At 70.2% G+C, this 25,889-nt stretch carries 28 protein-coding genes and 4 tRNA genes; 16 read left to right on the top strand and 16 right to left on the bottom strand.

All coding sequences use genetic code 11. The features are described from left to right. Positions 1 to 58: 58 nt before the first annotated feature. On the bottom strand, positions 59 to 418 hold the full coding sequence (locus AB0N68_RS10760) for a YnfA family protein (RefSeq protein WP_259954522.1): 360 nt from the start codon (positions 416 to 418) through the stop codon (positions 59 to 61). Between the two features lie 50 nt (positions 419 to 468). On the opposite strand from AB0N68_RS10760, the gene AB0N68_RS10755 reads away from it, so the two are divergent. The 6 genes from AB0N68_RS10755 to AB0N68_RS10730 all read left to right on the top strand — a co-directional run bounded on the left by AB0N68_RS10755 (position 469) and on the right by AB0N68_RS10730 (position 5,346). Further along, complete coding sequence (locus AB0N68_RS10755) at positions 469 to 846, top strand: DoxX family protein (protein ID WP_259954523.1); 378 nt, start codon at positions 469 to 471, stop codon at positions 844 to 846. Further along, on the top strand, positions 843 to 2,192 hold the full coding sequence (locus AB0N68_RS10750) for a cryptochrome/photolyase family protein (protein WP_280565360.1): 1,350 nt from the start codon (positions 843 to 845) through the stop codon (positions 2,190 to 2,192). The genes AB0N68_RS10755 and AB0N68_RS10750 overlap by 4 nt, the downstream gene beginning before the upstream one ends. Before the next feature lie 49 nt (positions 2,193 to 2,241). Then, complete coding sequence (locus AB0N68_RS10745) at positions 2,242 to 2,847, top strand: hypothetical protein (RefSeq protein ID WP_268776279.1); 606 nt, start codon at positions 2,242 to 2,244, stop codon at positions 2,845 to 2,847. A 110-nt stretch (positions 2,848 to 2,957) separates the two neighbouring features. After that, entirely contained in the window at positions 2,958 to 3,593 is a 636-nt protein-coding gene (locus AB0N68_RS10740; protein WP_280565356.1) for a copper resistance CopC family protein, read from the top strand. Beyond that, positions 3,590 to 4,120 carry a copper chaperone PCu(A)C gene (locus AB0N68_RS10735; protein ID WP_259954529.1) on the top strand — a complete coding sequence of 177 codons (531 nt, stop codon included), beginning with the start codon at positions 3,590 to 3,592 and terminating at the stop codon, positions 4,118 to 4,120. The genes AB0N68_RS10740 and AB0N68_RS10735 overlap by 4 nt, the downstream gene beginning before the upstream one ends. After that, complete coding sequence (locus AB0N68_RS10730; RefSeq protein WP_280565352.1) at positions 4,120 to 5,346, top strand: Dyp-type peroxidase; 1,227 nt, start codon at positions 4,120 to 4,122, stop codon at positions 5,344 to 5,346. Before AB0N68_RS10735 ends, AB0N68_RS10730 begins: the two co-directional genes overlap by 1 nt. 10 nt (positions 5,347 to 5,356) lie before the next feature. Here AB0N68_RS10730 and AB0N68_RS10725 read toward each other — a convergent pair whose 3' ends face one another. Together AB0N68_RS10725 and AB0N68_RS10720 are read right to left on the bottom strand one after the other, a co-directional pair. Then, positions 5,357 to 6,109, bottom strand: a complete 753-nt coding sequence (locus AB0N68_RS10725; protein ID WP_280565350.1) for an MBL fold metallo-hydrolase — start codon at positions 6,107 to 6,109, stop codon at positions 5,357 to 5,359. Then, positions 6,106 to 6,606 carry a DUF6098 family protein gene (locus AB0N68_RS10720; protein ID WP_280565348.1) on the bottom strand — a complete coding sequence of 167 codons (501 nt, stop codon included), beginning with the start codon at positions 6,604 to 6,606 and terminating at the stop codon, positions 6,106 to 6,108. The genes AB0N68_RS10725 and AB0N68_RS10720 overlap by 4 nt, the downstream gene beginning before the upstream one ends. A 190-nt stretch (positions 6,607 to 6,796) precedes the next feature. Between AB0N68_RS10720 and AB0N68_RS10715 the strand changes: the two genes are divergently transcribed. Next, complete coding sequence (locus AB0N68_RS10715; RefSeq protein ID WP_259963067.1) at positions 6,797 to 7,270, top strand: DUF4383 domain-containing protein; 474 nt, start codon at positions 6,797 to 6,799, stop codon at positions 7,268 to 7,270. A gap of 108 nt (positions 7,271 to 7,378) precedes the next feature. Here AB0N68_RS10715 and AB0N68_RS10710 read toward each other — a convergent pair whose 3' ends face one another. The 4 genes from AB0N68_RS10710 to AB0N68_RS10695 all read right to left on the bottom strand — a co-directional run bounded on the left by AB0N68_RS10710 (position 7,379) and on the right by AB0N68_RS10695 (position 8,201). Further along, positions 7,379 to 7,699 carry a hypothetical protein gene (locus tag AB0N68_RS10710; RefSeq protein ID WP_232089025.1) on the bottom strand — a complete coding sequence of 107 codons (321 nt, stop codon included), beginning with the start codon at positions 7,697 to 7,699 and terminating at the stop codon, positions 7,379 to 7,381. Positions 7,700 to 7,903: 204 nt separating this feature from the next. Next, a tRNA-Val gene (locus AB0N68_RS10705) sits at positions 7,904 to 7,978 on the bottom strand. A 27-nt stretch (positions 7,979 to 8,005) separates the two neighbouring features. Continuing rightward, a tRNA-Cys gene (locus tag AB0N68_RS10700) sits at positions 8,006 to 8,076 on the bottom strand. Between the two features lie 52 nt (positions 8,077 to 8,128). Further along, a tRNA-Gly gene (locus tag AB0N68_RS10695) sits at positions 8,129 to 8,201 on the bottom strand. Between the two features lie 151 nt (positions 8,202 to 8,352). On the opposite strand from AB0N68_RS10695, the gene AB0N68_RS10690 reads away from it, so the two are divergent. Continuing rightward, positions 8,353 to 8,425: transfer RNA gene (locus AB0N68_RS10690), tRNA-Val, on the top strand. Between the two features lie 53 nt (positions 8,426 to 8,478). On the opposite strand, the gene AB0N68_RS10685 is transcribed toward AB0N68_RS10690, so the two are convergent. Then, on the bottom strand, positions 8,479 to 10,143 hold the full coding sequence (locus tag AB0N68_RS10685) for an alpha-amylase family protein (protein WP_259963069.1): 1,665 nt from the start codon (positions 10,141 to 10,143) through the stop codon (positions 8,479 to 8,481). Next, a complete protein-coding gene (locus AB0N68_RS10680) occupies positions 10,140 to 11,105 on the bottom strand; it encodes a TIGR03885 family FMN-dependent LLM class oxidoreductase (protein WP_280565342.1) in 966 nt (321 codons plus the stop codon). The genes AB0N68_RS10685 and AB0N68_RS10680 overlap by 4 nt, the downstream gene beginning before the upstream one ends. 104 nt (positions 11,106 to 11,209) lie before the next feature. Here AB0N68_RS10680 and AB0N68_RS10675 point away from each other — a divergent pair, with 104 nt between their 5' ends. Further along, complete coding sequence (locus tag AB0N68_RS10675; protein WP_280565340.1) at positions 11,210 to 11,635, top strand: GIY-YIG nuclease family protein; 426 nt, start codon at positions 11,210 to 11,212, stop codon at positions 11,633 to 11,635. Positions 11,636 to 11,747: 112 nt separating this feature from the next. Next, positions 11,748 to 11,921, top strand: coding sequence for a hypothetical protein (locus AB0N68_RS10670; RefSeq protein WP_268776275.1), 174 nt, complete (start codon positions 11,748 to 11,750; stop codon positions 11,919 to 11,921). A 60-nt stretch (positions 11,922 to 11,981) separates the two neighbouring features. On the opposite strand, the gene AB0N68_RS10665 is transcribed toward AB0N68_RS10670, so the two are convergent. The 4 genes from AB0N68_RS10665 to zapE all read right to left on the bottom strand — a co-directional run bounded on the left by AB0N68_RS10665 (position 11,982) and on the right by zapE (position 15,480). After that, the gene (locus AB0N68_RS10665; RefSeq protein ID WP_187661546.1) at positions 11,982 to 12,368 is read right to left on the bottom strand and encodes an SPW repeat domain-containing protein; all 387 of its coding nucleotides are present in this window, start codon (positions 12,366 to 12,368) and stop codon (positions 11,982 to 11,984) included. Between the two features lie 82 nt (positions 12,369 to 12,450). Next, positions 12,451 to 13,050, bottom strand: a complete 600-nt coding sequence (locus AB0N68_RS10660; protein WP_187661547.1) for a type II toxin-antitoxin system PemK/MazF family toxin — start codon at positions 13,048 to 13,050, stop codon at positions 12,451 to 12,453. Between the two features lie 19 nt (positions 13,051 to 13,069). Further along, positions 13,070 to 14,308, bottom strand: a complete 1,239-nt coding sequence (locus tag AB0N68_RS10655) for an ammonium transporter (protein WP_025103552.1) — start codon at positions 14,306 to 14,308, stop codon at positions 13,070 to 13,072. Positions 14,309 to 14,442: 134 nt separating this feature from the next. Next, complete coding sequence (zapE, locus tag AB0N68_RS10650; protein WP_280565329.1) at positions 14,443 to 15,480, bottom strand: cell division protein ZapE; 1,038 nt, start codon at positions 15,478 to 15,480, stop codon at positions 14,443 to 14,445. Positions 15,481 to 15,624: 144 nt separating this feature from the next. Between zapE and AB0N68_RS10645 the strand changes: the two genes are divergently transcribed. Continuing rightward, positions 15,625 to 16,518 carry a sulfurtransferase gene (locus tag AB0N68_RS10645; RefSeq protein ID WP_187661549.1) on the top strand — a complete coding sequence of 298 codons (894 nt, stop codon included), beginning with the start codon at positions 15,625 to 15,627 and terminating at the stop codon, positions 16,516 to 16,518. A gap of 18 nt (positions 16,519 to 16,536) precedes the next feature. Then, positions 16,537 to 16,968 carry a SufE family protein gene (locus tag AB0N68_RS10640; RefSeq protein WP_187661550.1) on the top strand — a complete coding sequence of 144 codons (432 nt, stop codon included), beginning with the start codon at positions 16,537 to 16,539 and terminating at the stop codon, positions 16,966 to 16,968. Here AB0N68_RS10640 and AB0N68_RS10635 read toward each other — a convergent pair. Beyond that, positions 16,952 to 18,109: an alpha/beta hydrolase family protein gene (locus tag AB0N68_RS10635; RefSeq protein ID WP_187661551.1), complete on the bottom strand. Its 1,158-nt coding sequence runs from the start codon at positions 18,107 to 18,109 to the stop codon at positions 16,952 to 16,954. The genes AB0N68_RS10640 and AB0N68_RS10635 overlap by 17 nt on opposite strands. Positions 18,110 to 18,134: 25 nt before the next feature. Here AB0N68_RS10635 and AB0N68_RS10630 point away from each other — a divergent pair, with 25 nt between their 5' ends. The 4 genes from AB0N68_RS10630 (at position 18,135) to AB0N68_RS10615 (ending at position 23,319) form a co-directional block, all read left to right on the top strand. Next, entirely contained in the window at positions 18,135 to 18,716 is a 582-nt protein-coding gene (locus tag AB0N68_RS10630) for a DUF3000 domain-containing protein (RefSeq protein ID WP_187661552.1), read from the top strand. Continuing rightward, complete coding sequence (locus tag AB0N68_RS10625; protein ID WP_268776272.1) at positions 18,709 to 19,902, top strand: ribonuclease D; 1,194 nt, start codon at positions 18,709 to 18,711, stop codon at positions 19,900 to 19,902. The genes AB0N68_RS10630 and AB0N68_RS10625 overlap by 8 nt, the downstream gene beginning before the upstream one ends. 73 nt (positions 19,903 to 19,975) lie before the next feature. Continuing rightward, positions 19,976 to 21,181, top strand: a complete 1,206-nt coding sequence (locus tag AB0N68_RS10620; protein WP_280565323.1) for a thiolase family protein — start codon at positions 19,976 to 19,978, stop codon at positions 21,179 to 21,181. Continuing rightward, positions 21,178 to 23,319 (top strand): 3-hydroxyacyl-CoA dehydrogenase NAD-binding domain-containing protein, encoded by a 2,142-nt coding sequence (locus AB0N68_RS10615; RefSeq protein WP_280565320.1) that lies wholly within the window; start codon positions 21,178 to 21,180, stop codon positions 23,317 to 23,319. The genes AB0N68_RS10620 and AB0N68_RS10615 overlap by 4 nt, the downstream gene beginning before the upstream one ends. Here the strand turns inward: AB0N68_RS10615 and AB0N68_RS10610 are convergent, their stop codons facing one another. After that, positions 23,320 to 24,984 carry a GMC oxidoreductase gene (locus AB0N68_RS10610; protein WP_259954895.1) on the bottom strand — a complete coding sequence of 555 codons (1,665 nt, stop codon included), beginning with the start codon at positions 24,982 to 24,984 and terminating at the stop codon, positions 23,320 to 23,322. Continuing rightward, positions 24,974 to 25,888, bottom strand: a complete 915-nt coding sequence (locus AB0N68_RS10605; protein WP_280565314.1) for a YegS/Rv2252/BmrU family lipid kinase — start codon at positions 25,886 to 25,888, stop codon at positions 24,974 to 24,976. Before AB0N68_RS10605 ends, AB0N68_RS10610 begins: the two co-directional genes overlap by 11 nt. Position 25,889 lies beyond the last annotated feature (1 nt).

Below are 25,889 nucleotides of genomic sequence, written 5' to 3'. Positions count from 1 at the left end.
TGATCACTCCATCTGGGTCTGGATCTAGGCTACTCGTCCGCTCGCCGGTCGCCGACCGTCACGCGGCGGTCTCCGACAGCGGATCCGCGGCCGCCGGTGCGAAGATGATGATCGCCGCCCCGGCCAGCGCCACCACGGATCCGATCACGTCCCACGAGGTGGGGCGGAATCCGTCGACGATGACGCCCCAGGCGAGGGAGCCTGCGATGAAGATCCCGCCGTAGGCGGCCAGGACGCGGCCGAAGTTCGCGTCCGGCTGCAGCGCCGCGATGAACCCGTAGGCACCGAGGGCCATCACCCCGAGGACGGCGAACAGCCACCCCCTGTCCTCCTTCACCGCCTGCCAGATGAGCCAGGCACCGCCGATCTCGGCGATGGCGGCGAGGAAGAAGAGGACGGTGATGCGCAGCACGGTCATCGCCTCAGTGTGACAGGCACGGCGTCCGACGGGGACGGTAGCGTGGGCGCATGACACGGACGATCGCCCGCTGGCTCCTTGCTCTCGCCCTCGGGACGATGGGCGTGCTGCACTTCACCCAGACACGCGGGTTCCGGGTCGTCGTGCCCGACTGGGCGACCCGCTTGACCCGGATGGACAAGGACACGATCGTCCTGGCGTCGGGTGCGGCCGAGGTCGCGCTCGCGGCGGGCCTGGTGGCTCTGCCGCGGGAACGCCGCAAGATGGGGTGGGCGACGGCGGGATTCTTCGCCGCGGTCTTCCCTGGCAACTGGCATCAGTGGCGCACCGGGAGATCGACGCCCGGGCTCGACACGGAGCGGCGGCGGTTCGGCCGCCTGTTCCTGCAGCCTCTGCTGATCGCCTGGGCCCTGTGGGCGACCCGATGACCTCGCCCTCGATCGTCTGGTTCCGCGACGATCTCCGCCTGGCCGACAACCCCGCGCTGCGTGCCGCGGTCGACCGCGACGAACCGATCATCGCGCTCTTCGTCCTCGATGAGGAGTCCCCCGGCATCCGTCGGCTGGGCGGTGCCGCGCGTTGGTGGCTGCACCATTCGCTGGCCTCCCTCGCCGCGCGGCTGCAGGAGAAGGGGACGACGCTGGTGCTGCGGCGCGGGCCCGCCGACCGGATCGTGCGGGAGCTGGTCGCCGAGTCGGGTGCCGGAGCGGTCTTCTGGAACCGCCGCTACGAGGCGGCCGGGCGCGAGATCGACGCGGGGCTGAAGGCGACGCTGCGCGACGACGGTCTCCAGGTGGCGTCTTTCGCGGGTTCGCTCCTGCACGAGCCGTGGACGGTCACCACCGGGAGCGGCACGCACTATTCGGTCTTCACGCCGTTCTGGCGGGCCTGTCTGGCCCTTCCGGCCCCGCGCGCTCCGCTCCCCGAACCCCGCGAGCTCCGCGGCGCCGGGAAGCGGCTCTCCTCCGATGCGCTGGACGACTGGGGGCTGCTGCCGACCGCCCCGGACTGGGCGGGCGGGCTCCGCGAGACATGGGAGCCCGGGGAGCCCGCCGCGCGCCGCCGGTTGCAGCACTTCCTCGCCGACGACATCCGCACGTACGACCACGCTCGCGACGCCCCGGCTGCCGGTGCCACTTCCCGGCTGTCTCCGCGACTGCGCTGGGGCGAGCTCAGTCCGTTCACCGTGTGGCATGAGGCGATCGAGGTCGACGGGGCGGGCGGATTTCTCTCGGAGCTGGGCTGGCGCGAGTTCGCCTGGCACACGCTGTTCCACTTCCCCGACCTCGCGACGAAGAACCTGCGGCGGGAGTTCGACGCGTTCCCGTGGCCTCCGCTGGATCCCGCACGTCTGGAGCTCTGGCAGCACGGCGAAACCGGAGTTCCCCTCGTCGACGCGGGCATGCGCGAGCTCTGGCACACCGGGTACATGCACAACCGGGTGCGGATGGTCACGGCATCGTTCCTCGTCAAGAACCTCCTCATCGACTGGCGCCTCGGCGAGGAGTGGTTCTGGGACACGTTGGTGGACGCCGATGACGCGAGCAATCCGTTCAACTGGCAGTGGGTCGCGGGTTCCGGCGCCGACGCTGCCCCGTACTTCCGCGTGTTCAACCCGGAGCTGCAGGCCAGGAAGTTCGACGGCGAGGGGCACTACATCGGGCGCTGGGCTGCGGACGCCCCCACCGAGCCGATCGTCGACCTCGGCGAGACGCGCAAGGCTGCGCTCGCCGCCTACGACGGCGTGAAGCGCACCGGAGCACCACGGGGCTGACGCGCGCCCCGGCCCGTCACGGACTCCGGCACATGGCAGACTGGTGGCCGTGAGCCCGTCCCGCAAGCCCGCCGTCGTGCGGGGCTTCGCGACCTCGTCGCTCGCGATCTTCGTGGCTCTCGCGGGTCACGTGAGCGGCGGCGGAGAGATGCCGGGCCCCTTGGGTATCCTCGTGCCCTGGCTGTTCGCCTTCATGGTGAGCGTGCTGCTCGCCGGACGGAAGCTCTCCCTCACCCGGCTCACCCTCTCGGTGGCTGTCAGCCAGTTCCTCTTCCACGTGCTCTTCGTGCTCGGCACGGTCACTCCGTCCGGCGTGGCGATCCGGCACGTGCACGGCGCACCGCTCGTGCTTCCCGCAGCCGAGGGCGCTGCGGTCGTCGCGACCGCGGACGCCGCGATGTGGCTCGGGCACGCCCTCGCCGCCCTCCTCACGGTGACGGCGCTCCACCGCGGCGAGCGGCTGCTCCTCACCGTGCGTGATCTCGCCGTCCGATTGATCCGCTGGGTGCGTCGGCGTGCGGACGTGACGCTCGCCCCGCGCTCCGCCACCTCTCCGTGTCGCCTGGCCGGGGTCTTCCTCGTCCGGACGGCCCATGATCTTCGGCTCCTCACCCCGCTTCTCGGGCGCGCACCGCCCTCTCTTCCCGCGCTCTGATCCGCGCCCACGGCTTCGCGCCGTGCGGTGCGTCCTCGCGCTGTCCCGGTGACGCGCGTCCGAACGCAGGTACCCACGTCGCTCGGCGACGTCTGAAGAGAGGCTCTTCCATGTCCCCTGTCCGCAGATTCGCGGCCGGGGCGGTGCTGGCGGCTGTCGCGGTCCTCGCGACGGCAGCGCCGGCGACCGCCCATGACCAACTCCTCGAGAGCGACCCCGGCGACGGTGAGCATCTCGATGCTGCGCCCTCGAGCGTCACCATGACGTTCTCGGGCGAGCTCCTCGTCCTCGACGAGTCGACCGCCGGGGCCGTCGTCCTCGTCGTCGACGCGGAGGGCGAGGACTGGGCGACCGGCGAGGTGGAGGTGCGCGGCCGGAATGTCACGGCCGCTCTCAGGACGGACTTGCCGGACGGCGGGTACCAGGTGCGTTGGCAGGTCGTCTCCGAGGACGGGCACCCGATCGCGGGGGTCATCCCCTTCGCCGTCGGAGACGCCGTCCCGCTGGAGTCGACACAGAACCCGGAGCCGACCTCCTCCGCCCCGGACGACTCGTCGACCGCATCGGATCAGAACGCAGACGAGACGGGCGACCCGATCCGGGTCCTGCTCGTCGGCGGGGCGGGAGCGGCACTCGCCGTCGCTGCTTTCTCCGTCCTCCTCATCCTCCGCCGCCGTCGCGCGGCCGCCGTGGCGCCGGAATCCGGCGACGACACGGCAGAGAACTCCCGAAAGGCATCATCATGAACACTCGCACCTCCCTCCCCCGCCTCGGCGCGGCGATCGTCCTCTCGCTCGTCGCGCTCACCGGGTGCACCGCACCCACAGCCGAGACGCCGACCAGTGCCCCCGCCGGTGAGGTCCTCCGGATCGACGACGCCTGGGTCAAGTCGGCCGATGACGGCATGTCCGCGGGCTTCGGCGTACTCGTCAACGAGGGCGCGGCGGACGTGACGGTGACGTCGGTCACCTCCGCCGCCTCGCCGATGATCGAACTGCACGAGACCGTGGAGAACGAGGCCGGGGAGATGGTCATGCGGGAGATCGCCGGGGGCTTCGTCGTCCCCGCCGGCGGCACCCTCGCCCTCGAGCCCGGGGGGAATCACATCATGATGATGGACCTCTCCGAGCCTCTGAAAGCCGGTGACGAGGTCGCGTTCACCGTCACCCTGTCGGACGACTCCACGTTCGAGTTCGCCGCGCCGGTGAAGGACTACTCCGGCGCGAACGAGAACTACGACGGCGCCGACGACCACGAGGGCATGGACCACTGATGTCCGCGCGCGTCTCGGGCGCGCGCGCCGGCCGCACCGGCTCGACTCGGCGGCAGTTCCTCCTCGGAGGGGCTGTCGCCGGTGTCGGGGCCGCCGTCGCGGTCGGGGCGGATCTCGCCCTCACGCGAGCGGACACGGAGGCTCCCGCGGCCCCCGCACCGCTCAACGGCTCCCTCACCGTCCCGTTCCACGGCGTCCATCAAGCCGGGATCGACACCGCGGCGCAGGCGCACGGCTCGTTCGTGGCGCTCGATCTGCGCCCGGAGGTCGACCGCGACGCGCTCCGCCGGCTCCTGCGGATCCTCACGGACGATGCGGCGAGGCTCACCCAGGGACGGTCGGCGCTCGCGGACTCGGAGCCGGAGCTCGCCGTCGCCCCGGCCCGGTTGACGATCACATTCGGCTTCGGTCCGGCGCTCGTGGCACGGGCCGGCGGCAGCACGCCCTCGTGGCTCGCGCCGCTTCCCGCCTTCCGGGTGGACCGCCTGCAGCCGGAGTTCTCGGACGGAGACCTGCTCCTCCAGATCGCCGCTGACGACCCCCTGACCGTCGCACACGCGCAGCGCATGCTCCTGAAGGACGCGCGCGGCTTCGCGACCGTCCGGTGGATCCAGCAGGGCTTCCGCCGCGCACACGGCACCGAGCGACCGGGGACGACCATGCGCAATCTCTTCGGACAGGTCGACGGCACGAGCAACCCGCAGCCGGGGACCGACGACTTCGAGCGCGTGGTCTGGAGTGATGACGGCTGGCTGGCCGGCGGCACGGGCATGGTCCTGCGCCGCATCCGCATGGACCTCGACGCCTGGGACCGCCTGGATCGCGGGGGCCGCGAGGCCTCCGTCGGGAGGACCCTGCGCGAGGGCGCGCCGCTCACGGGGACGTCGGAGTTCGACGAGCCGGACTTCGACGCGACGACGGCCATCGGGTTCCCCGTCATCCCGGCGTTCGCGCACATCCGGCGCGCTCGCGGAGACGGGACGGAGCGCATCTTCCGACGGGCGTATAACTACGACGAGCGCCCGGCCGGAGACGGCGTGTCCGAATCCGGGCTGCTCTTCGCCGCGTTCCAGGCCGACGTCGCGCGGCAGTTCGTCCCGATGCAGCAGCGGCTCGACGAGCTCGACCTGCTCAACGAGTGGACGGTCCCGATCGGATCCGCCGTGTTCGCTGTCCCTCCGGGATGTGCGGAAGGCGGCTACATCGGGGAGACGCTCCTCGACTGAAGCCGAGGAGTCAGTGGGGTCCGCGTCGCCGCGCGGCGGCGACGGCGGGCCCCACGCCATCCAGGACGGGGTCTCCGTGGCCCGTCAGGACGACCCGCGCGCTCGTCCGTGCCAGGGTATCCAGCGACTCCATCGCCTCCGCGGTATCGGCCGTGGCCGCCCTGGCGACGATCTGCGGACCGGTCTCGCCGGTGTACGGGTCGAGCGTCACGAGGGCGTCGCCGGCGATGAGCACCCCGGACTCCTCGAACAGGTACGCGCAGTGCCCTTCCGTGTGCCCCGGAGTCCACAGGGCGATCGGGGTCCCGGGGGCGTCGATCGGATGCTCGTGCGTCACGCGAGGCTGCGCGTCGAGGCCGCGGACGTTGAGCGCTCCGGCAAGAGCCATCCGGGTGATGGTGGGGATCCCCCGCGGATGGGTGAGCACGTAGGGGACGCGAGGTGAGGCCGGACGGTAGCTGTAGGGGTGACGGGCCAGTTGTGCGTCGCGAGGGTGGACGAACACCGAGACCCCCTCCTCGTGGAGCCCGCGCGCGACACCGACGTGGTCGAAGTGCCCGTGCGTCAGGACGACCGCATCGATGTCGGTCTCCTTCGCCCCGAGGTGGCCGAGCAGGTCGCGCAGCACGCCCCTGCTGCGCGGCAGTCCCGCGTCGAACAGCGTGAGCCCGTCCGCGGTCTGCACGAGGTAGCAGTTCACGTCCGCCACACTGATGCCGAAGAAGCCGGGAACCACCTCCGTCCACTGCCGCCCTCTGCTCATTCCCGATCCTCCTCGTCGCCGGCGGGTCCGCGCCCCGCATCGAAATTGCGCTCGTACCGTTCCCTGGCCTCGAGCAGGACGTGTTCGCCGATGACGGCGATGGGCTCCACCTCTCGGAGCAGCGGCTCGCAGTCGGGCCCCCGGCCGCAGTGCTCGCCACGGAGGATCCAGGCGATGCGCTGCGGGTCCTTCTCGGCGAGGTGCCGGTACTGACAGAGCTGGCGCGCGAGCCAGTCCTCCAGCGGACGCGTCCACCAGCGTTCGGCGTCCAGCGGGTTCACGGAGAGACCGGGCAGCTCGAGGCCGCTCTCCGTGTCGACGCTGGAACGACGGGCATCCGCATCCGGGCCCTCGGAGTAACGGACGTGCAGACCGGGGCATGCACGGACGACGGCGGCCAGTTGCGCCAGATGGTCGATGCGTCGCAATCCGGTCGCGGCGTCGCGATCGGATGTCGAGGCGAGGCCGCAGGTGCGGTCCAGAGCGGCATCGGTCATGGCCTGAGCGTACGAAGCGGTCCCCTCCTGCCGAGGGGGATTGACAATCCGCGGTTCTCGCCCACGTCGCAGCGGCGTCCGGGAACGGGCGCATGAAGTTACCGCGTGACTCCTGATGCGTCAATGCCCTCTCAGCGCGCGCACAGGAAGTCCTACGGTCGGGCAACCGCACCACACCCTGGAGGGGATCATGAGCGACACCACCCGCACCACCCGCTACGCCGGCACACCGATCCAGAAGACGGCGCTGATCATCGGCATCGTCTTCCTCATCGTGGGCATCGCCGGTTTCATCCCGGGCGTCACCCACTCGGCCGAGCACCTGCACGGCGCCGGAGCAGCGTCCGAGGCCCTGCTCCTCGGCGTGTTCCAGGTGTCTGTGCTGCACAACGTCGTGCACCTGCTGTTCGCGGTCGCGGGCATCGCGCTCGCCGCGTCGCCGCGCGCGTCCCGTCTCTACCTCATCATCGGCGGGCTCGCGTACCTCGTCGTCTGGCTGTACGGCCTCATCGCGGTCGGCAACGAGCAGCTGAACTTCCTGCCGGTGAACAACGCCGACAACTGGCTCCACCTCGGTCTCGCGATCGGCATGGTGCTGCTGGGCATCTTCGTCAGTCGAGAGCCGCGCGTCCCGCAGAACGGCGCGGGCACGGCGCGCGTCTGACGCTCACCCCACCCGGTCGGGGACGTCCCCTCCTCGCATGACGGAGGGGGCGTCCTGTCTGTCGCGTCCGGCGTGGAGCCGGAGTGCGAGCGGTGTCCGCCGGCCCGGTCACCCGTCCACGGGTTGCACGGCGTTCCCCCAGACCCAGCAGCGGTACGTGCGGTCACCGGCACGGAACTCGATACCCGCGGCGAGCGGGGTGGAGCGGACGACCTTCGCCTCGACGCGGATCGCCTCCGGGCCGAACCGCACCCACGCCCGCACCCGCCGCTGGAGCGCGTGCGGATAGACGGTGACGGCGGACTCCCGCAAGGCGAGCTCGCGATCGGACAGGGACTGCAGGGGGCCCCGGCGCGCGGCGGCCTCGATGGCCTGATGCTGCGACCGCATGTCGTTGTACGCAGAGAGCGCGCGACCCGAGTTCCCCACACCGGCTCCTTCCTCCGGCCACGTCCAGGATATCGATATTCGAACACATCTTCGAACTCGATCCCGACGGCATCGACACGCAAATTCGCACCGAGGTCGCGGAGCTCCGCGATCGGGCTGCGACCTCCCGCGGATCTGCGACCTCGCGCGCAGGGAGGAGAGCTGGGGGCAACAAAAAACCCCCGGCGAACCGGGGGTTTCAGGTGGTGCGCGATACTGGGATCGAACCAGTGACCTCTTCCGTGTCAGGGAAGCGCGCTACCGCTGCGCCAATCGCGCCCGTTGGGGCTATTCAGTTTTCCCGTGAGGTGGCGACGGGATTCGAACCCGTGTAAACGGCTTTGCAGGCCGGTGCCTAGCCGCTCGGCCACGCCACCGTGTGGATTGACCCCACGTGCCGCCGATCTTCGAGAAGATCTACTGCACTCGAGCGGATGACGAGACTCGAACTCGCGACCCCAACCTTGGCAAGGTTGTGCGCTACCAACTGCGCTACATCCGCATTTCGTTCCCGGTTGTCCCGGGCACTTATGAAACATTAGCCGATGATCCGCGCTCCGCCAAACCCGCAGCGAATCTCGCGCGTGTCTCCCGGACTGGTCATCGGAGCGCCTGACGGTCGGGTAGTATCGGTTGACGTACCCCACGGGTATGGGCGATTGGCGCAGTTGGTAGCGCGCTTCCTTCACACGGAAGAGGTCATCGGTTCGAGTCCGGTATCGCCCACCGAATCCCCTCCGAAGGCCCCGGTCATCCGGGGCCTTCGGCGTTTCCGCCCGTCACAGGATCCTGCCGTCTCCCGGGCGGGAGACCCGCAGCCACCGGTAGCCGTAGGCCGGAAGCTCCAGCTCCACCTCTCCGTCGTCGTCGAGGGGCACGCGCCGCGCGTCGAGGAGGTCGACCAGGGTCGTGCCCGCGGGCTCCTCCCCCAGTCGGAACCGCGTCGTCGCCGGACGTTCCGCGAAGTTGTGCACGGCGATCGTGCGCCCGACGTCGGCCTCCAGGGAGTGCACCAGCAGGGCGTCCTGCGGCTGCTCGATGACGGTGAACGACCCCCACCCGAGCTCCGGCGATACCCGGTAGAGCGCGGTCAGTTCGCGGAGAAAGTGCAGCAGCGAGCCATGGTCCTCGAGCTGGGCGGCGGCATTCACGTGCGTGGGCGCATACCCGTCGGTCGGCGGCGGCGCGACGAGCCGGGAGGGGCGCGCGTCGGAGAAGCCCCCGTTGCGATCCGCCGACCACTGCATCGGCGTACGCACGGCCTGCCGCCCCTCGACGGCGATGTTCTCGCCCATCCCGATCTCTTCGCCGTAGAACAGAACGGGGGTGCCGGGGAGCGTGAAGAGCAGGCTGTACGCCATCCGGATCCTCCGCGGGTCGCCTTCCAGCATCGGCGGCAGGCGCCGCGTGATCCCGCGGCCGAACACGCGCTGCCGCTCGTCTGGCGCGAACGCCTCGAAGACCTCCTGACGCTCGGCATCGGTCAGCTTGTCGAGAGTGAGCTCATCGTGGTTCCGGAGGAAGTTCGCCCATTGCACCTCCGGTCCGAGGACCGGGCGCGCGGTGAGTGCGGCGACGAGCGGCGCGGGATCACGACGGGCGAGGGACAGATACAGCGACTGCATCGCCACGAAGTCGAACTGCATGGTCAGCTCGTCGCCGTCGGTGCCCCCGAAGTACGCGCGCTGCTCCTCGTACGGCAGATTGACCTCGCCGAGCAGGATCGCCTCGCTGGAACGACGCTGCAGGAATCGCCGCATGTCGCGCAGCAGCTCGTGTGGATCGGGGATGTCCGCCGTCTTCGGAACCTCGAGGAGGAACGGCACGGCATCCACCCGGAAGCCCGAGACGCCGAGCTGCAGCCAGAACCCGATGACCTTCGCGATCTCGTCCCGGACCACGGGGTTGGCGATGTTGAGGTCGGGTTGGTGCTCGTAGAAACTGTGCTGGTACCACTGCCCGGACTTCTCGTCCTTGGTCCAGATCCCGTCGGCCTGCCCGGGGAAGACCGGGTTCTTCTGTCCCTTTGGAGGCGCGTCGTCGCGCCACACGTAGTAGTCGCGATAGGGCGAGTCGACGCTGCGGAGCGCCGCGCGGAACCACGGATGACGGTCCGAGGTGTGATTGACGACGAGGTCGACGATCACGCGGATGCCGCGGTCACGGGCCGTGCGTATCACCTCCACGAGGTCGCCGTGGGTGCCGAGACGCGGGTCCACGCCGTAGAAGTCGCTGACGTCGTACCCGTCGTCGAGGTCCGGCGAAGGGTAGAAGGGCATGAGCCACAGGCACGTCACGCCCAGCTGTGAGAGGTAGTCGATCCGCTGCGCGAGGCCGCGGAGGTCGCCGACGCCGTCGCCGTCCGAGTCCAGGAAGGTCTCCACATCGAGGCAGTAGACGACGGCCGTCTTCCACCAGAGGTCGCTCGTATCGGTGATCTTCATGTGCGCTCCCTCAGAGCGGGCAGGATCTCGGCGGCGGCCGCCTTCAGGAACCGGGTCTGCTCTCGTCCGACGTGATGCAGGTAGATCCGGTCGAAGCCGATGTCGACGAGCTCCGCCACCCGTCCCGCGAGCGACCGGGCGTCGTGGTCGACGAGGACGGCCGCGCGCAGCCTTGCTTCATCGACCTCGCCCACCGCGGCGTCGAAATCCTCCGGCTGCTCGATGTTCCACGCGAGCGGCGGAGTGACCACGCCCTGCCGCCACTGCTCCTTCGCGATCGCGTACGCCTCGGCGTCGTCCTCGCCCCAGCTCACGTGCGTCTGCAGGATGCACGGCCCTTCTCCCCCGGCCGAGCGGTAGGCCTCCACCACCCTCCGCAGCGCGGACGGCTCCCGGGCGACGGTCGCGAGGCCGTCCGCCCAGCCGGCCGCCCACTCCGCCGTCTCCGGACTGACGGCGGTGGCGAAGAGCGGCGGCGGCTGCGCCGGCCGGGTCCAGACGCGGGCGCGGTGCACGCGCACGAGACCGTCGTGATCGACCTCCTCGCCGGCGAGCAGCCGTCGGATCACATCCACGCTCTCGTACAGCCGCGCGTTGCGGACGTCCTTGGCCGGCCAGACGTCGCCGGTCACGTGCTCGTTCATCGCCTCGCCGCTGCCGAGCGCGGCCCAGAACCGTCCGGGGAACATCTCCTCCAGCGTTCCAAAGGCCTGCGCGACGATCGCGGGGTGGTACCGCTGTCCTGGCGCGTTGACCATGCCGATGGGGAACCTGGTACGGGCCAGCGCCGCAGCGATCCAGCTGAACGCGAATCCCGACTCCCCCTGATCGGGGAGCCACGGGGCCAGGTGGTCGGAGCACATCGCCCCGTCGAAGCCGGCCCACTCCGCGCTGACGACCGCGTCCAGCAGCGCGCTGGGTGGGATCTGCTCATGGGAGGCGTGGAATCCGATGAAGACCATAGGCCGAGTCTGGCAAGGGACGACGCCCGGCGGCAGTGGTTGACAGGAGCGCCGGGTGCTGGCAGGTGGCGGCCGATGTCCGAGGGCGGACGTAGCCTGCCCGGGTGCCGAAACCCCGACTTCTCCCCGGCCCCTGTCCCCTCTGCGGTGGTCTCGCTGGGCTGCGAGCGGACGACGCGTGGCACTGCGCGCTCTGCGGCTGGCGCTACGGGGACTCCCCCGACCCCGATCTGCCGTTCCCGCGGATCGACGTCGTGTACTACCTCCGCTACGACAACCGCGTGAAGATCGGCACGAGCAGACAGCCGCGGCGCCGTCTCGCGAGCATCCGTCACGACGAGCTCCTCGCCTTCGAGCACGGCGATCGGGTGCGCGAACAGCAGCGGCATCGGCAGTTCGCCTCCGCTCGCGAAGGCGGTGAGTGGTTCACCCTGACACCGGAGATCCGCGCCCACATCGCGGCGCTGCAGCGGCACGGCGACCCCTGGCATCAATACGCGCGCTGGCTCAGCGCCGCGCTCCGAGGGTGAACGCGCCTATCACTGCGCACAGGATCGCACCAGGGGATCCCCCGCTGCGCCGGCAGGAGGCAGACTCACCTGTGAACGGGCGCACCCGGCGCCCCGCGTGAGAGGACCGGACATGAACGGACGAGAGAACATCCCCGCCGACGACGTCAGCGCGCAGGATCCGCTCGCCGGAGACGGGAGCGGCGACCCGAACAGCGACCGCCAGTTCCTGCAGGACCTGCCTCCCGCACAGGTCGACACCGAGCAGCAGCAGGAGCATCAGGCCGAGTCCGACGACGAGGCCTAGTCCGCGCGGACGACGAGGGGCGACCGGATCGATATCCGGTCGCCCCTCGTCGTGTGCGGATCAGGCGGTCGCAGCCCGTCCGCGGGTGCTCTGCGGCTGCGGCTGCGAGAACAGCACGACGACGATGACGGCAGCACCCACCACGACGTGCGGCAGCCAGACGTTCAGCGCCTCGCCTGCGAACCCGAACAGCCACGGCGACAGCGCGAGGAAGAGGCTGGCGACGATGTCGAAGACGAGGTGCACGGGCATGGGGATCAGACCGAACGGACCCCACTCGTACTTCGTGAAGAGGCTGTAGACGATGAGGCCCACGCCGAGCACGATCGGGATGACGACCGGGGCTCCGCCCATACCGGCGAAGCCGAACAGCCAGGGCGCGGCGATCAGAGCGATCCCGACGACGTAGTCGAGAATTCCGTGGACCTTGGTCGGGATGAAACGCATGATTCCTCCTTGGGTGCCGCCGGCGGCGACTCATCAGAAGGTTCGGAGCCCTGCGCCCATCGGATGGGAGGCGGCTGCCGGGTCAGCTCTGCGCCCATCCGTACCGCCGCTGGAGCGCTGCCGCGACCCGTGCGTACCGGCCACGATCCAGGGCCGCCGCCTCACGGCGCAGACCACGCTCATGGACGCTGTAGAGCTGTTCGATGTCCACCCACGATTCGCGGCCCTGCCCGTCCCACTCGCCGCTCCCGATCGAGAGGTAGTCGCGCTCGCCGTCGTGGGGCCTGCTGGTCATCCGTACCGCGTAGACCCGCTCGGAGGACTGCCGCCCGATCACCAGCACCGGCCGGTCCTTGCCTCGGCCGTCGTTCTCCTCGTACGGCACCCAGGTCCAGACGACCTCGCCGGCGTCGGGAGCGCCGTCCCGGTGCGGCGCGTAGGCCACGCGGACGGCCGGCATACGCCCGGGGTCGAGCCGCACGGTCTCGGTACCGCGGACCTGCCCCGGCTCGACTCCGGCGTCCGGCGTTTTCGCGGATCGCCGCTCGCGCTCCTCGGCCGTCCGCAGACGCGCGTCCGGGCGCCGCGGACCGGGAGAGGTCCGCGGCGCCCGGGGGGAGCCCACTGCTCGGCGCAGCAGGTCCGCGAGTGCCTTCAGGATGCCGTTGCTGGTCGTGCCCACACGGTCACCCTAACCGTCGTCACGCGTTCGCGAGAGCGTAGCCCTCCTCGCCGTGCACGACCTGGTCGACACCGGCGATCTCGTCCTCGTTCGTGATGCGGAACCCGATCGTCTTCTGGATCACGAAGCCGATGACCCACGCGACCACGAAGGAGTAGATCAGCACGCCGGCGGCGGCGATCACCTGCACGGCGAGCTGACGGGCGTCGCCACCGACGAAGAGGCCGGTGCCGGTGGCGAAGAAGCCGAGGTACACGGTGCCGATGAGTCCGCCGACGAGGTGGATGCCGACCACGTCGAGCGAGTCGTCGAAGCCGAGGCGGAACTTCAGCTCCACCGCGAGGGCGCAGACGATGCCGGCCACCGCGCCGAGCAGGAGGGACCATCCGGGGGTGAGGTTGGCGCATGCAGGGGTGATCGCCACGAGACCCGCCACCGCGCCGGAGGCGGCGCCGACGGACGTGGGCTTGCCGTCCTTGATGCGCTCGATGAGGATCCAGCCGAGGATCGCGGCCGCGGTCGCACCGAGCGTGTTCAGGCCGATGAGGCCGACGCCGCCCATGTCCTCGGCGAGCCACTCCGCACCGGCGTTGAAGCCGAACCAGCCGAACCACAGCAGTGCGGCGCCGAGCAGCGTCAGCGGCACGTTGTGCGGCTTGAGGATGCCCTTCTGGAAGCCGATGCGCTTGCCGAGCACGAGGGCGAGGGCCAGCGCCGCGGCACCCGCGTTGATGTGCACCGCCGTGCCGCCCGCATAGTCGATCACGCCGATGCCGCTGTCCTCGCCGAACAGGGTCGTGCCGAGGTTCATGATCCAACCGCCGCCCCAGACCCAGGCCGCGACCGGGAAGTAGCCGACCGTGGCGAAGACGCCGGCGAAGATCAGCCAGCTGCCGAACTTCGCCCGATCGGCGATCGCCCCGGAAATCAGGGCGACGGTGATGATCGCGAAGGTGGCGCCGTACGCGACGCTGAGCAGGGCGACGTTCGAGCCCTCACCCGAGGCGAGGCTGGACAGCCCGATGTCCGCGAACGGGTTGCCCGCGAAGGCCGTGGGGCTGTCGACGGCGCTCATGGAGAAGCCGAAGAGAATCCACAGCACGGCGACGAGTCCGATCGAGCCGAAGCTCATCATCATCATGCTGACGACGCTCTTCGCCTTGACGAGACCGCCGTAGAAGAAGGCGACGCCGGGCGTCATGAGCAGCACCAGTGCCGTCGCGGTGATCGCCCACGAGATGTTGCCGGGAGCATCCATAGGAAAACCTCACATCCGAAGTAATTGAGAGCTTCAGTGTGACCATGGGCGATTTCGCCCATGCGTGAGGTTTGTTTCTCCGCTGTTACAGCACGGCTCCGGGTGTGAACATCGCGTTACGCAGGCCTGCAGGCTTACGCAGAATGCGTGAGCGCGTTCAGCCGGGAGATGGCGCGCAGGTACTTCTTGCGGTAGCCACCGGCGAGCATCTCGTCGGAGAACACGGCGTCGAGCCCGACACCCGTCGCGAGGATCGGGATCTGCGCGTCGTAGACCCGGTCGACGAAGGCCACGAACCGCAACGCCTCCGACTGGTCGGTGAGCTGACGCACGCCGCGCAGCCCCACGCGGTGCAGCCCGTCGATGAGCCTGATGTAGCGCGAGGGGTGCACCTGGGCGAGATGCCGGATGAGGTCGTCGAACGCATCGTCCGACACAGCGCCGTCCGCCGCGGCCGCCTCGACCGCCGCGTTGTACGCCGCGTCCTCCAGCGCCACGGCGTGACCGTCGATCGCCCGCTGCCGGAAGTCGACGCCGTCGATGCGCAGCGTCTGGAAGCTGTCCGACATCGCGTGGATCTCGCGGAGGAAGTCCTGCGCGGCGAAGCGCCCCTCGCCGAGCGCGTTCGGCGGCGTGTTCGAGGTGGCCGCGAGCCGGGTGCCGGTGGGCACGAGTTCACCCAGAAGGCGCGTCATGACCATCGTGTCGCCCGGATCGTCGAGCTCGAACTCGTCGATGCAGAGCAGATCGGCGCCCTTGAGGAGGTCCACGGTGTTCTTGTAGCCGAGTGCCCCCACCAGAGCGGTGTACTCGATGAACGAGCCGAAGTACTTCCGCCGGGCGGGCATCGCGTGGTAGATCGACGCGAGCAGGTGGGTCTTGCCCACGCCGAAGCCGCCGTCGAGGTAGACCCCGGGCTTCAGTTCCGGCTCCTTCTTCGCCCGACTGAACAGACCGCCCCGCTTGACGGGAGCACCGCGTCCGGCGAAACGCAGCAGCGTCTGCTTCGCCTCCTCCTGCGACGGGTAGGCGGGATCCGCCCGGTAGCTGTCGAACGTGGCGTCGTCGAACTGCGGCGGCGGCACCAGGCTCGCGAGCATCTCGGGTCCGCTGACCGTCGGCGTGCGCTCGGTGAGGTGGACGGTTCCGGTGCGGGTGGTCGGGTCGGTCATCACGGTCCTGAATCAGGCAAGGGCCTGTGTCGAAGTCTTACGGATCGGGTCCCGGGGGCGCGCGGAGGATCTATCGTCGAAGGGACGGATCCACACTACGCCGTCCGCACCGCCCGCTCGCCCGCTCACCGCTACGGAGACCCCATGGCCATCGAGTTCGACTCCTCCTCCCCCAAGTTCGCCGAGTACGCCGAGCCCGGCCGCCTGGTGACGACCGAGTGGCTCGCCGCCCACCTGGGAGAGCCCGGCCTCGTGGTCGTCGAGTCGGACGAGGACGTGCTCCTCTACGAGACGGGCCACATTCCCGGAGCGGTGAAGGTGGACTGGCACACGGAGCTCAACGACCCGGTCGTGCGGGACTACGTCGACGGCGAGGGCTTCGCCGAGCTGCTGAGCCGCAAGGGCATCGCCCGCGACGACACGGTCGTGATCTACGGCGACAAGAACAACTGGTGGGCGGCGTACGCGCTGTGGGTCTTCTCCCTCTTCGGTCACGAGGACGTCCGCCTCCTCGACGGCGGCCGTGATCGCTGGATCGCGGAGGGCCGCGAGCTGACCCGCGAGGCGACGAACCGTCCCGCCACGGAGTACCCGGTAGTGGAGCGGGACGACACGGCCATCCGCGCGTACAAGGAAGACGTGCTCGCGCACCTCGGCAACCCGCTCATCGACGTCCGTTCCCCGGAGGAGTACAGCGGAGAGCGGACCACCGCTCCCGCCTACCCGGAGGAGGGGACTCTACGAGCCGGCCACATCCCCACCGCGCAGAGCGTGCCGTGGGCGAAGGCGGTCGCCGAGGACGGCGGCTTCAAGAGCCGCGCCGAGCTCGACGCCATCTACCGGGACGGCGCCGGGCTGCAGGACGGTGACGACGTCGTGGCCTACTGCCGCATCGGGGAGCGCTCGAGCCACACGTGGTTCGTGCTCAAGCACCTCCTCGGCTTCGAGGACGTCCGCAACTACGACGGCTCGTGGACGGAGTGGGGCAGCGCGGTGCGCGTCCCGATCGTCACGGGCACGGAGCCCGGCACCGTCTGAGGTGGGAGAATGGCGGGGATGAACGCCTCCGCCCTGCCCGAGACCCTCGCCGAGATCCGCGACGGATTCCTGGAGACCCCGGAATCTGATCGCCTGCTGCTGCTCCTGGAGTACGCCGACGAGCTACCCGCCGTTTCCGATGAGGTCGCGGCGCATCCGGAGATGGGCGAGCGCGTCGCGGAATGCCAGTCGCCGGTCTACATCTACGTGGAAGTCCACGACGACGTCGTGACCATGCACGCCACGGCCCCTGAGGAGGCACCGACGACCCGGGGCTTCGCGAGCATCCTCGTCCAGGGCCTCACCGGGCTGACGGCGGACGAGGTGCTGGCGATCCCCGAGGACTACCCGCAGTCGATCGGGCTCACCAAGGCCGTGTCACCGCTGCGGATCGGCGGCATGACCGGCATGCTGATGCGGGCCAAGAACCAGGTCAGGCAGAAGCGCTGAGCCCCTGTGCCGCGAGCCATTCCGAGATGGCCGTGGTCCAGCCCTTCTCGTCGTAGTTCCAGAGCTTGGTGTGCCGGGCGACGGTGAAGCGCGGCATGGTGACCAGGTCCGGCCGCGCCTCCTGCAGTGCGTGCGAGGCGTCCGCCGGGACGAAGCCGTCGTCGTCGCTGTGCAGGATGAGAATCGGCGCCCGTAGCTCATCAGCCCGAGCGACCATGTCCAGACGGTCGAACAGGATGGGCTCGTCCGCACCGCTGAGCTTCGCCGTGAGCGGCAGCTGCAGCGCTCCCATCGCCAGCGCGGGCAGCGGTGCGCGCACCCGGGCGACCTGAGCCTGGAAACGGAGGACCGTGCGCCAGTCGACGACCGGCGACTCCAGGATGATGCCAGCGATGCGATCCCGATGGCCGGAGTTGACCGCAGCCTGCAAGGATACCGCCCCGCCCATGGACCAGCCCATCAGCACGATCCGCTCGGCGCCGTGACGCAGCGCATAGGCGATCCCGGCGTCGACATCGCGCCACTCGGATGCGCCGAGCGCATAGGCGCCCGCCTTGGTCCGCGGCGCCTCGCCGTCGTTGCGGTACGACACGACGAGCGTGGGCAGCCCCGCCGCGTGCATCACCGGCACGGCACGGAGGCACTCGGCGCGGGTCGTGCCGCGACCGTGCACCTGGATGACCCAGGTCGAGGAGTCCCCCGGGAAGAACCACGCGGGGCACGGCCCGGCCGGCGAGCCGATGAGCACGTTCTCCCATCGCAGGTGCAGCTCACTCGGCGACATGTAGTAGCTGCCGCTGAAGGACGCGCCTCGGTCCACCCTGGCACCGGGTTCGATCTTCGTGAGGAGCTTGCGCCGCACCGTCGTGCTGTCCGCGCTGAGAACCGCCCCGAGTTTGACGTAGCCGTACGTGCCCGTGGTGAAGAGGCCGTATCGCCCTGGCAGCTCGGTGTCGAGGGTGCGGCGGAGTTCGATGGTCTGCGCCCCAGTGTCGATCGCGAGGATCTCCGTGTCCTGGACGCGGCTTCGCAACGGGGTGACGACCCGACGCGCCACCGCGATCACGAGGATCCCGACGGTGGCGCCCAGGGCGAGGAGCGCGGGGACAACGATCGCAACGGCGTGCCTGAGACTCTTCATCGCCTTCCGACTCTAGCCTGTTGCCGTGACCGCACACCCCGAGGCCGGGACGCCCTTCGACGCCGCCGTCGCCGAACTGCGCGCGACCGCGTTCCGCGACGACATCGCGGTCCGCGAGATCCCCACGCCGCAGAACCTCGCGCCCTTCGCGATCGCGCTCTCCGCCGACGTCCGCCCGGGCGAGGACGGCGACTCGATATACGGGACCGGACGGTTCATCCTGCTGCACGATCCGGACGAGCCGGACGCCTGGGGAGGCGCCTGGCGCATCGTGATCTTCGCCCAGGCTCCGCTCGAGACCGAGATCGGCACGGATCCGCTGCTCGCCGACGTCACGTGGTCGTGGCTCGTGGACGCCCTGGACTCCCGGGAGGCGATCTACCACTCGCCGTCCGGCACGTCGACGAAGACGCTGTCGAAGGGATTCGGCGGCCTCGCCGACGAGGGAGACGGCGCACAGATAGAATTGCGGGCGTCCTGGACTCCGGAGGGCCCGTTCCGACCGCACGTCGAAGCATGGGCCGAGCTGGTCGGAATGCTGGCGGGGCTTCCGCCGGGTTCCGAGGGCATCGCCGTGATCGGCGCGCGAAAGGCTGTACGTGACTGAATACTCCGTGATCTCCGAAACCGAGGAGTTCCGTGCAGCCTGTGCTGCGCTCGCCGCCGGCACCGGCCCGGTCGCCGTCGATGTCGAGCGGGCGTCCGGCTTCCGCTACTCGCAGCGGGCCTATCTGGTGCAGGTCTTCCGGCGCGAGGCCGGGGTGTTCCTGTTCGACCCGCCCGCGATCGGCGACTTCGCCCCGCTGCAGGAGGCCATCGGCGACGTCGAGTGGGTGCTCCATGCCGCCAGCCAGGATCTGCCCTCTCTGCGCGAGTTGCACCTGGAGCCGAAGGAGATCTTCGACACCGAGCTCGCCTCCCGCCTGCTCGGTCATGACCGGGTGGGTCTGGCCGCCGTCGTCGAGGACACGCTCGGCATCACCCTGAAGAAGGAGCACTCGGCCGCCGACTGGTCGACCCGTCCGCTGCCCGACTCCTGGCTGGACTATGCCGCGCTCGACGTGCTGCATCTCGTCGACGTCCGCGACGCTCTCGTCGCCGAGCTCGAGGAACAGGGCAAGACCGCCTTCGCCGCTCAGGAGTTCGCCGCCACCCTGGCGCGCGCCCCGAAGGCCCCGCGCGAAGACCCCTGGCGGCGACTGAGCGGACTCCACCAGGTCCGTGGTGCCCGCAACCTCGCCGTCGCCCGCGCCCTGTGGGAGGCCCGCGAGATGTATGCGCAGCAGCAGGACATCTCCCCCGGGCGCCTCGTGCCCGACCGTTCCCTCGTCGCCGCGGTCCTCGCCAACCCCGCCTCCAAGCAGGCCCTCGCGGGAGTCAAGGAGTTCCAGGGCCGCGCGAGCCGCACCCAGCTCGACCGCTGGTGGCAGGCGATCGTCGACGGCCGTGCCGCGGAGACGCTGCCGCGCGAACGCGTGCCGAGCGACGCGCTCCCCCCGCCCCGCGCCTGGGGCGACCGCAACCCGGAGGCCGACGCCCGGCTGAAGGCCGCCCGTCCCGCCGTCGAGGCGGTCGCGGAGGAGCTGGGCATGCCCACCGAGAACCTCCTCACGCCCGAGTACCTGCGCCGGGTCGCGTGGGACGGCCCGGGCGCCACCGCGGAAGAGATCGGCGCCGCCCTCTCCGCACTCGGGGCGCGCCCCTGGCAGGTTGAACAGACTGCACAGAAGATCGCCGACGCCTTTGTAGAGGCGACGCAATCGCCCGACACCACGTCCGCGACCGCTTCGTAGGTTCGATCCAACCGATTCCTCGCGGTTTCCGGCCGTTCATAGACTGAGGCCACCGCACTAACTTGGAGGCAGAGTGGCCGAGATCTCGGACGTCTTCTTCGTCGATGGAGTGCGCACCCCCTTCGGGCGCGCCGGCGAAAAGGGCATGTACTGGAACACCCGCGCGGATGACCTCGCCGTCAAGGCGACCATCGGCCTGATGGAGCGCAACGCGGCCGTGCCGGCGGACCGCATCGACGATGTCGCGATCGCCGCGACGAGCCAGACCGGCGACCAGGGGCTCACCCTCGGACGGTCGGTGGCGATCCTCGCCGGACTGCCTCAGACCGTCCCCGGACTGGCGGTCGAGCGCATGTGCGCCGGCGCGATGACGAGCGTGACCACCATGGGCGCTTCGATCGGCGTGGGCATGTACGACCTCGCCCTCGCGGGCGGCGTCGAGCACATGGGCCACCACCCGATCGGCGCGAACGCCGACCCCAACCCGCGCTTCGTGGCGGAGAAGATGGTCGACCCGGGCGCTCTCAACATGGGCGTCACCGCGGAGCGCATCTTCGACCGCTTCCCGCACCTCACCAAGGAGCGCTCCGACCGCTATGGCATGCGCAGCCAGCAGAAGGTGCAGGCCGCCTACGACGCCGGCAAGATCCAGCCGGACCTCGTGTCGGTCGCGATCAAGGGCGCCGACGGCGCCTGGGGTCTGGCCACCGAGGACGAGGGCCGCCGTCCGCAGACCACGATGAAGGACCTCGCCGGCCTCAAGACGCCGTTCCGTCCGCACGGTCGCGTGACCGCAGGGACGTCCTCGCCGCTCACCGACGGCGCGACGATGTCGCTGCTCGCCGGCGGCGGCGCCGTCAAGGAGCTCGGACTCGCGCCCAAGATGCGCATGGTCTCGTTCGCCTTCGCCGGCGTGCAGCCCGAGATCATGGGCATCGGCCCGATCCCGTCGACCGAGAAGGCGCTCAAGAAGGCCGGTCTCGACATCTCCGACATCGGACTCTTCGAGCTCAACGAGGCGTTCGCCATCCAGGTCATCTCCCTGCTCGACCACTTCGGCATCGACGACGACGACCCCCGCGTGAACCCGTGGGGCGGCGCGATCGCCGTGGGCCACCCGCTGGCCGCATCCGGCGTCCGCCTCATGATCCAGCTCGCGGCGCAGTTCGCCGAGCGCCCCGACGTGCGCTACGGCCTGACGGCGATGTGCGTCGGTCTCGGTCAGGGCGGATCGGTCATCTGGGAGAACCCGCACTACGACGGAAAGAAGAAGAAGTGAGCTACGACGACGTCGACTTCTCGCCCATCCAGGCGCTCACCGAGGGAGAGGTCATCACGCACTCCCCCGTGCGTGACATCCGCCTCGCGTCGGGCAAGGTCCTCGCCCTGATCACGCTGGACAACGGTCGGGACCACACCCGCCCGAACACCCTCGGTCCGGCCACCCTCACCGAACTCGGCGCGACACTCGACGGCCTGAAGAGCCGCGCGGCGGCCGGCGAGATCCAGGCGGTCGGCATCACCGGCAAGCAGTACATCATGGCCGCCGGTGCCGACCTCTCGGACATCAGCAAGGTCGGCTCCCGGGACAACGCGCGTCTGATCGCCCAGCTCGGCCACAAGGTGCTCGGGAAGCTGAGCGAGCTCGGCGTGCCGTCGTTCGCGTTCGTGAACGGACTCGCACTGGGCGGTGGCCTGGAGATCGCGCTGAACTCCACGTACCGCACGGTCGACGCATCGGCGGCGGCCGTGGCGCTCCCCGAGGTCTTCCTCGGCATCATCCCCGGCTGGGGCGGGGCGTACCTGCTGCCGAACCTCATCGGCATCGAGAACGCCCTCGAGGTGGTCATCTCCAACCCGCTCAAGCAGAACCGCATGCTGAAGCCGCAGCAGGCCTTCGACCTCGGCATCTTCGACGCCATCTTCCCCGCTGCGAACTACCTCGAGAACTCGCTCGCCTGGGCGGACGCGGTCCTCGGCGGCAAGAAGGTCGTGCGCAAGAACGAGCCGGGCAAGATCGAGCGGCTCACCAAGTGGCCGATCGCCATCAAGATGGCGCGCGGCATGCTGGAGTCCAAGATCGGCACCGTGCCGAAGTCGCCCTACGCGGCTCTCGAGCTGCTCGACAAGGCGAAGAGCGGCACCAAGGCGGAGGGTTTCGCCCGCGAGGACGAGGCGCTGGCGGAACTGGTGACCGGGGACCAGTTCGCCGCGTCGATGTACGCCTTCGACCTCGTGCAGAAGCGTGCGAAGCGTCCGGTCGGCGCACCGGACAAGCAGCTCGCGAAGAAGGTCACCAAGGTCGGCATCATCGGCGCGGGTCTCATGGCCAGCCAGTTCGCGCTGCTGTTCGTGCGCAAGCTCCAGGTGCCGGTGCTGATCACCGACCTGGACCAGGCACGCGTGGACAAGGGCGTCGCCTACATCCACGAGGAGATCGGCAAGCTGGAGGCCAAGGGCCGCGTGGACGCGGACACCGCGAACAAGCTGCGTGGGCTCGTCACGGGCACCACCGACAAGGCTCTCTACGCGGACTGCGACTTCGTGATCGAGGCGGTCTTCGAGGAGGTCGGCGTCAAGCAGCAGGTCTTCGGTGAGATCGAGAAGATCATCGCGGAGGACGCGGTGCTCGCCACGAACACCTCGTCGCTGTCGGTCGAGGAGATCGGCGCGAAGCTCGCCCACCCCGAACGGCTCGTCGGCTTCCACTTCTTCAACCCGGTCGCGGTCATGCCGCTGATCGAGATCGTGAAGACGCCGACGACCGCGGACACCGCACTGTCCACCGCATTCGTCGTCGCCAAGAACCTGGGCAAGAACGCGGTGCTCACCGCCGACGCCCCGGGCTTCGTGGTGAACCGCCTGCTCGCGAAGGTCATGGGCGAGGCGGCGCGCGCCGTCTACGAGGGCACTCCGATCGCCGACGTCGAGAAGGCGTTCGCGCCGCTCGGCCTGCCGATGGGGCCCTTCCAGCTCATCGACCTCGTCGGCTGGAAGGTGGCCGCGCACGTGCAGGACACGATGGTGCGCGCATTCCCCGACCGGTTCTACGCCAACGAGAACTTCCACGCCCTCGCCGAGCTCGACCAGGTCGTCGAGAAGGACAAGGGCGGCCGTGTGGTCGGCTGGACGAAGCAGGCCGAGAAGGTCCTGGTGCCCGCCGTCGGCAAGAGCCCGGCATCGGCGGCCACGATCCTGCAGCGCGTGCAGGACGGGCTCGCGACCGAGATCAAGCTGATGCTCGACGAGGGCGTGGTCCCGGAGGTCGAGGACATCGACCTGTGCCTCATCCTCGGGGCAGGCTGGCCGTTCATCGACGGTGGGGCCTCGCCGTATCTCGATCGCGAGGGGGCGTCCGAGCGCGCGTTCGGCGGTTCCTTCCACACCCCGCAGATCCGCGGCATCGAAAGCCGCTGATCACGTCTCCGCAGGGGGTCGCGCCGTAGGCGTGGCCCCCTGTGTCGTCCCCGGTGCCGGACGGGCATCCGGCTCGCCGCGGCGCGGCCAGTGCGACAGGGCATGCTCCGCGAGCGCGGTGATGGTCAGGGACGGGTTCACCCCCGGATTGGCGGGCACAGCGGCCCCGTCGACGACGTGCAACCCCGGGTGTCCCCAGACGCGCTGGTACTCGTCTACGACACCCTCCTCCGGTGACCCGGAGATCACGGCTCCGCCGAGGAAGTGTGCCGTGAGCGGGATCCCGAAGACCTCCGGCCACGAACCGCGCGCCTCGGCGGGAACCCCACCCTCGCGCTCCAGACGCGCGGCGATGGCACGGGCCGCGCGATGCGCCTCGGGGAGGTGGCTGGGGTTCGGCGCGCCGTGACCCTGCGCGCTCGTCAGTCTCGTCCGTCCGAAGCGGCGCCGCAGCGACAGCGTGAGCGAGTTGTCGGCGGTCTGCATGACGAGTGCGATGATCCCGCGCTCGCTCCACCGCCGGAGGGACGCGAGGCGCAGGGCCCGGGCGGGGCGGCGCAGCACCTGGCCCACGAGCGCGACCAGGCGGCCCGGAAGCGCGCGGTCGCCCGGGACCAGCACGGTGGCGAGTGCTCCCATGAGGTTCGACCCCGGACCGTAGCGGACGTTCTCGACATGGGTGCGGTCATCCACGTGGAACGAGGTGGTGATCGCCACGCCCCGCGCGAGCTCCACCCGCTCGGGCACCCGGACGGCGACGGCGCCGTCCAGGGCCTCTGAGTTGGTGCGGGTGAGCCGGCCCACGGCGTCGGAAACGTGCGGCAGCGCGCCGGCGGCCTTCATCCGATGGAGGAGCTGCTGGGTGCCCCAGGTGCCCGCCGCCAGGACGACCTCCCGTGCCGTGACGGTCTGAGGACGCCGTCGGAGCCAGGAGCCGCTGCGGCGCGTCGTGACGGAGAATCCGCCGTTCGGGAGCTCCCGCACCTCGGTCACGGTACGCAGCGGCTCGATGACCGCTCCGCGGCGCTCGGCGAGGGCGAGGTAGTTCTTCATCAGGGTGTTCTTGGCACCGACGCGGCAGCCGACCATGCAGTTGCCGCAGAGCGTACAGCCCGTGCGCTCGGGGCCCTCACCGCCGAAGAACGGGTCAGCGACTCGCTCACCGGGTACGCCGAACCACACGCCGACGGGTGCCCGGCGGAAGGTGGCGCCCACCCCGAGGTCCTCGGCGGCACCGGCCATGATCCGCTCGACGGGTCCGTCGTGAGGATAGTGCTCCACCACGCCGAGCATGCGCTTGGCCGTGGCGTAGTGCGGGGCCAGAGCCGCGCTCCAGTCCCGGATCGACGACCACTGCGGGTCGGCGAAGAACGCCGCGCCCGGCTCGTACAGCGTGTTCGCGTAGTTGAGCGACCCGCCGCCGACGCCGGCGCCGGCGAGGATCATCACGTGCGGAAGCCGATGGATGCGCTGCACTCCGAAGCACCGGAGCGCCGGGGCCCAGAGATAGCGACGCACGTCCCAGCTCGTCTTCGCGAAGTCCTCGTCGGCGAATCGTCGCCCGGCCTCGAACACGCGGACGCGGTAGCCCTTCTCGGTGAGCCGGAGTGCGGCGACGGAGCCGCCGAACCCCGACCCGACGATCACGACGTCCTCATCGAACATGTGCGTCCCTCCTCTCCGCGTCGGTCATGACGGTCAGCGCCGCCGCGCGGACCGAGATCGTGCAGGTCTCCTCCCCCACGCGCTCGCCGTCCGCGTAGGCCACGAGACCGGGCGCGGCGACGGTGACCGTGCGCGCCCGGAGGTGATGCACCTCCGGGCGCGCGAGATGCCTCCCGCGTAAGAGCACGGGGAACAGGCGCACCAGGCGGACGCGGCCCAGGGGCCCCACGGCGACGACGTCGAGGGTGCCGTCATCCGGAACGGCGCCCACGCAGACCGGCATCCCTCCGCCGTAGCTGGCCGTGTTCCCGACCGCCACCAGAGTGCCGCGGGCGGGGATCGCCGGGCCGTCATCGGCGCGGATCGTGAAGTCGAGCGGACGCAGCCGGACGAGCTCGATGAGCAGCGCGAGGTAGTACCGCAGTGCGCCGGACGGCCAGCGGAGGCGATTGGTGCGATCGCTCACGCGGGCGTCGAACCCCAGCGCCGCCACGGTGAGGAACAGCGACGTGCCCGTCGATGTCCGCACCTCGCCGATGTCGATGGGCCGGGGCAGGCCGGTCAGGGCGAGCTCGACAGCCGCCGCCACGTCCGTGAGCGGCAGCCCGAGCGCTCGCGCCAGGTCGTTCCCGGTGCCGGCGGGGACCACCGTGACCGGGACGCCTGCGGCGCACACCACGTCGAGGATGCCCGAGAGGGTGCCGTCGCCGCCCACCAGGACGAGCCCGTCCGGTGCCGCGTCCAGCGCGAGCATCGCGAGCCGCCTCGTCTCCGCGGGCGACCCTCCGGCGTAGACGCGGACATCCGCGCCCCGCTGTCGCAGGTGATCGAGCGCCTCCTCGGTGGCCCGCTGCCCGCGGCCCTTGCCGGAGAGCGGATTCGACAGCACCGCGATGTGCCCCATC

This window comes from Microbacterium meiriae, assembly GCF_040685015.1.
Taxonomy (GTDB): domain Bacteria; phylum Actinomycetota; class Actinomycetes; order Actinomycetales; family Microbacteriaceae; genus Microbacterium; species Microbacterium meiriae.
Note: the sequence above shows the minus strand (reverse complement) of the source record. Positions and strands in the feature narration are given on the sequence as shown.

Coding starts and splice junctions, on each gene's coding strand:
- AB0N68_RS10670 (WP_268776275.1), top strand. CDS start 11,748: ATGAACGGACGAGAGAACATCCCCGCCGACGACGTCAGCGCGCAGGAT.
- AB0N68_RS10750 (WP_280565360.1), top strand. CDS start 843: ATGACCTCGCCCTCGATCGTCTGGTTCCGCGACGATCTCCGCCTGGCC.
- AB0N68_RS10760 (WP_259954522.1), bottom strand. CDS start 418: ATGACCGTGCTGCGCATCACCGTCCTCTTCTTCCTCGCCGCCATCGCC.
- AB0N68_RS10635 (WP_187661551.1), bottom strand. CDS start 18,109: ATGAAGAGTCTCAGGCACGCCGTTGCGATCGTTGTCCCCGCGCTCCTC.
- zapE (WP_280565329.1), bottom strand. CDS start 15,480: ATGACCGACCCGACCACCCGCACCGGAACCGTCCACCTCACCGAGCGC.
- AB0N68_RS10720 (WP_280565348.1), bottom strand. CDS start 6,606: ATGACCGATGCCGCTCTGGACCGCACCTGCGGCCTCGCCTCGACATCC.
- AB0N68_RS10740 (WP_280565356.1), top strand. CDS start 2,958: ATGTCCCCTGTCCGCAGATTCGCGGCCGGGGCGGTGCTGGCGGCTGTC.
- AB0N68_RS10725 (WP_280565350.1), bottom strand. CDS start 6,109: ATGAGCAGAGGGCGGCAGTGGACGGAGGTGGTTCCCGGCTTCTTCGGC.
- AB0N68_RS10645 (WP_187661549.1), top strand. CDS start 15,625: ATGGCCATCGAGTTCGACTCCTCCTCCCCCAAGTTCGCCGAGTACGCC.
- AB0N68_RS10680 (WP_280565342.1), bottom strand. CDS start 11,105: ATGGTCTTCATCGGATTCCACGCCTCCCATGAGCAGATCCCACCCAGC.
- AB0N68_RS10685 (WP_259963069.1), bottom strand. CDS start 10,143: ATGAAGATCACCGATACGAGCGACCTCTGGTGGAAGACGGCCGTCGTC.
- AB0N68_RS10665 (WP_187661546.1), bottom strand. CDS start 12,368: ATGCGTTTCATCCCGACCAAGGTCCACGGAATTCTCGACTACGTCGTC.
- AB0N68_RS10715 (WP_259963067.1), top strand. CDS start 6,797: ATGAGCGACACCACCCGCACCACCCGCTACGCCGGCACACCGATCCAG.
- AB0N68_RS10730 (WP_280565352.1), top strand. CDS start 4,120: ATGTCCGCGCGCGTCTCGGGCGCGCGCGCCGGCCGCACCGGCTCGACT.
- AB0N68_RS10655 (WP_025103552.1), bottom strand. CDS start 14,308: ATGGATGCTCCCGGCAACATCTCGTGGGCGATCACCGCGACGGCACTG.
- AB0N68_RS10640 (WP_187661550.1), top strand. CDS start 16,537: ATGAACGCCTCCGCCCTGCCCGAGACCCTCGCCGAGATCCGCGACGGA.
- AB0N68_RS10735 (WP_259954529.1), top strand. CDS start 3,590: ATGAACACTCGCACCTCCCTCCCCCGCCTCGGCGCGGCGATCGTCCTC.
- AB0N68_RS10755 (WP_259954523.1), top strand. CDS start 469: ATGACACGGACGATCGCCCGCTGGCTCCTTGCTCTCGCCCTCGGGACG.
- AB0N68_RS10610 (WP_259954895.1), bottom strand. CDS start 24,984: ATGTTCGATGAGGACGTCGTGATCGTCGGGTCGGGGTTCGGCGGCTCC.
- AB0N68_RS10605 (WP_280565314.1), bottom strand. CDS start 25,888: ATGGGGCACATCGCGGTGCTGTCGAATCCGCTCTCCGGCAAGGGCCGC.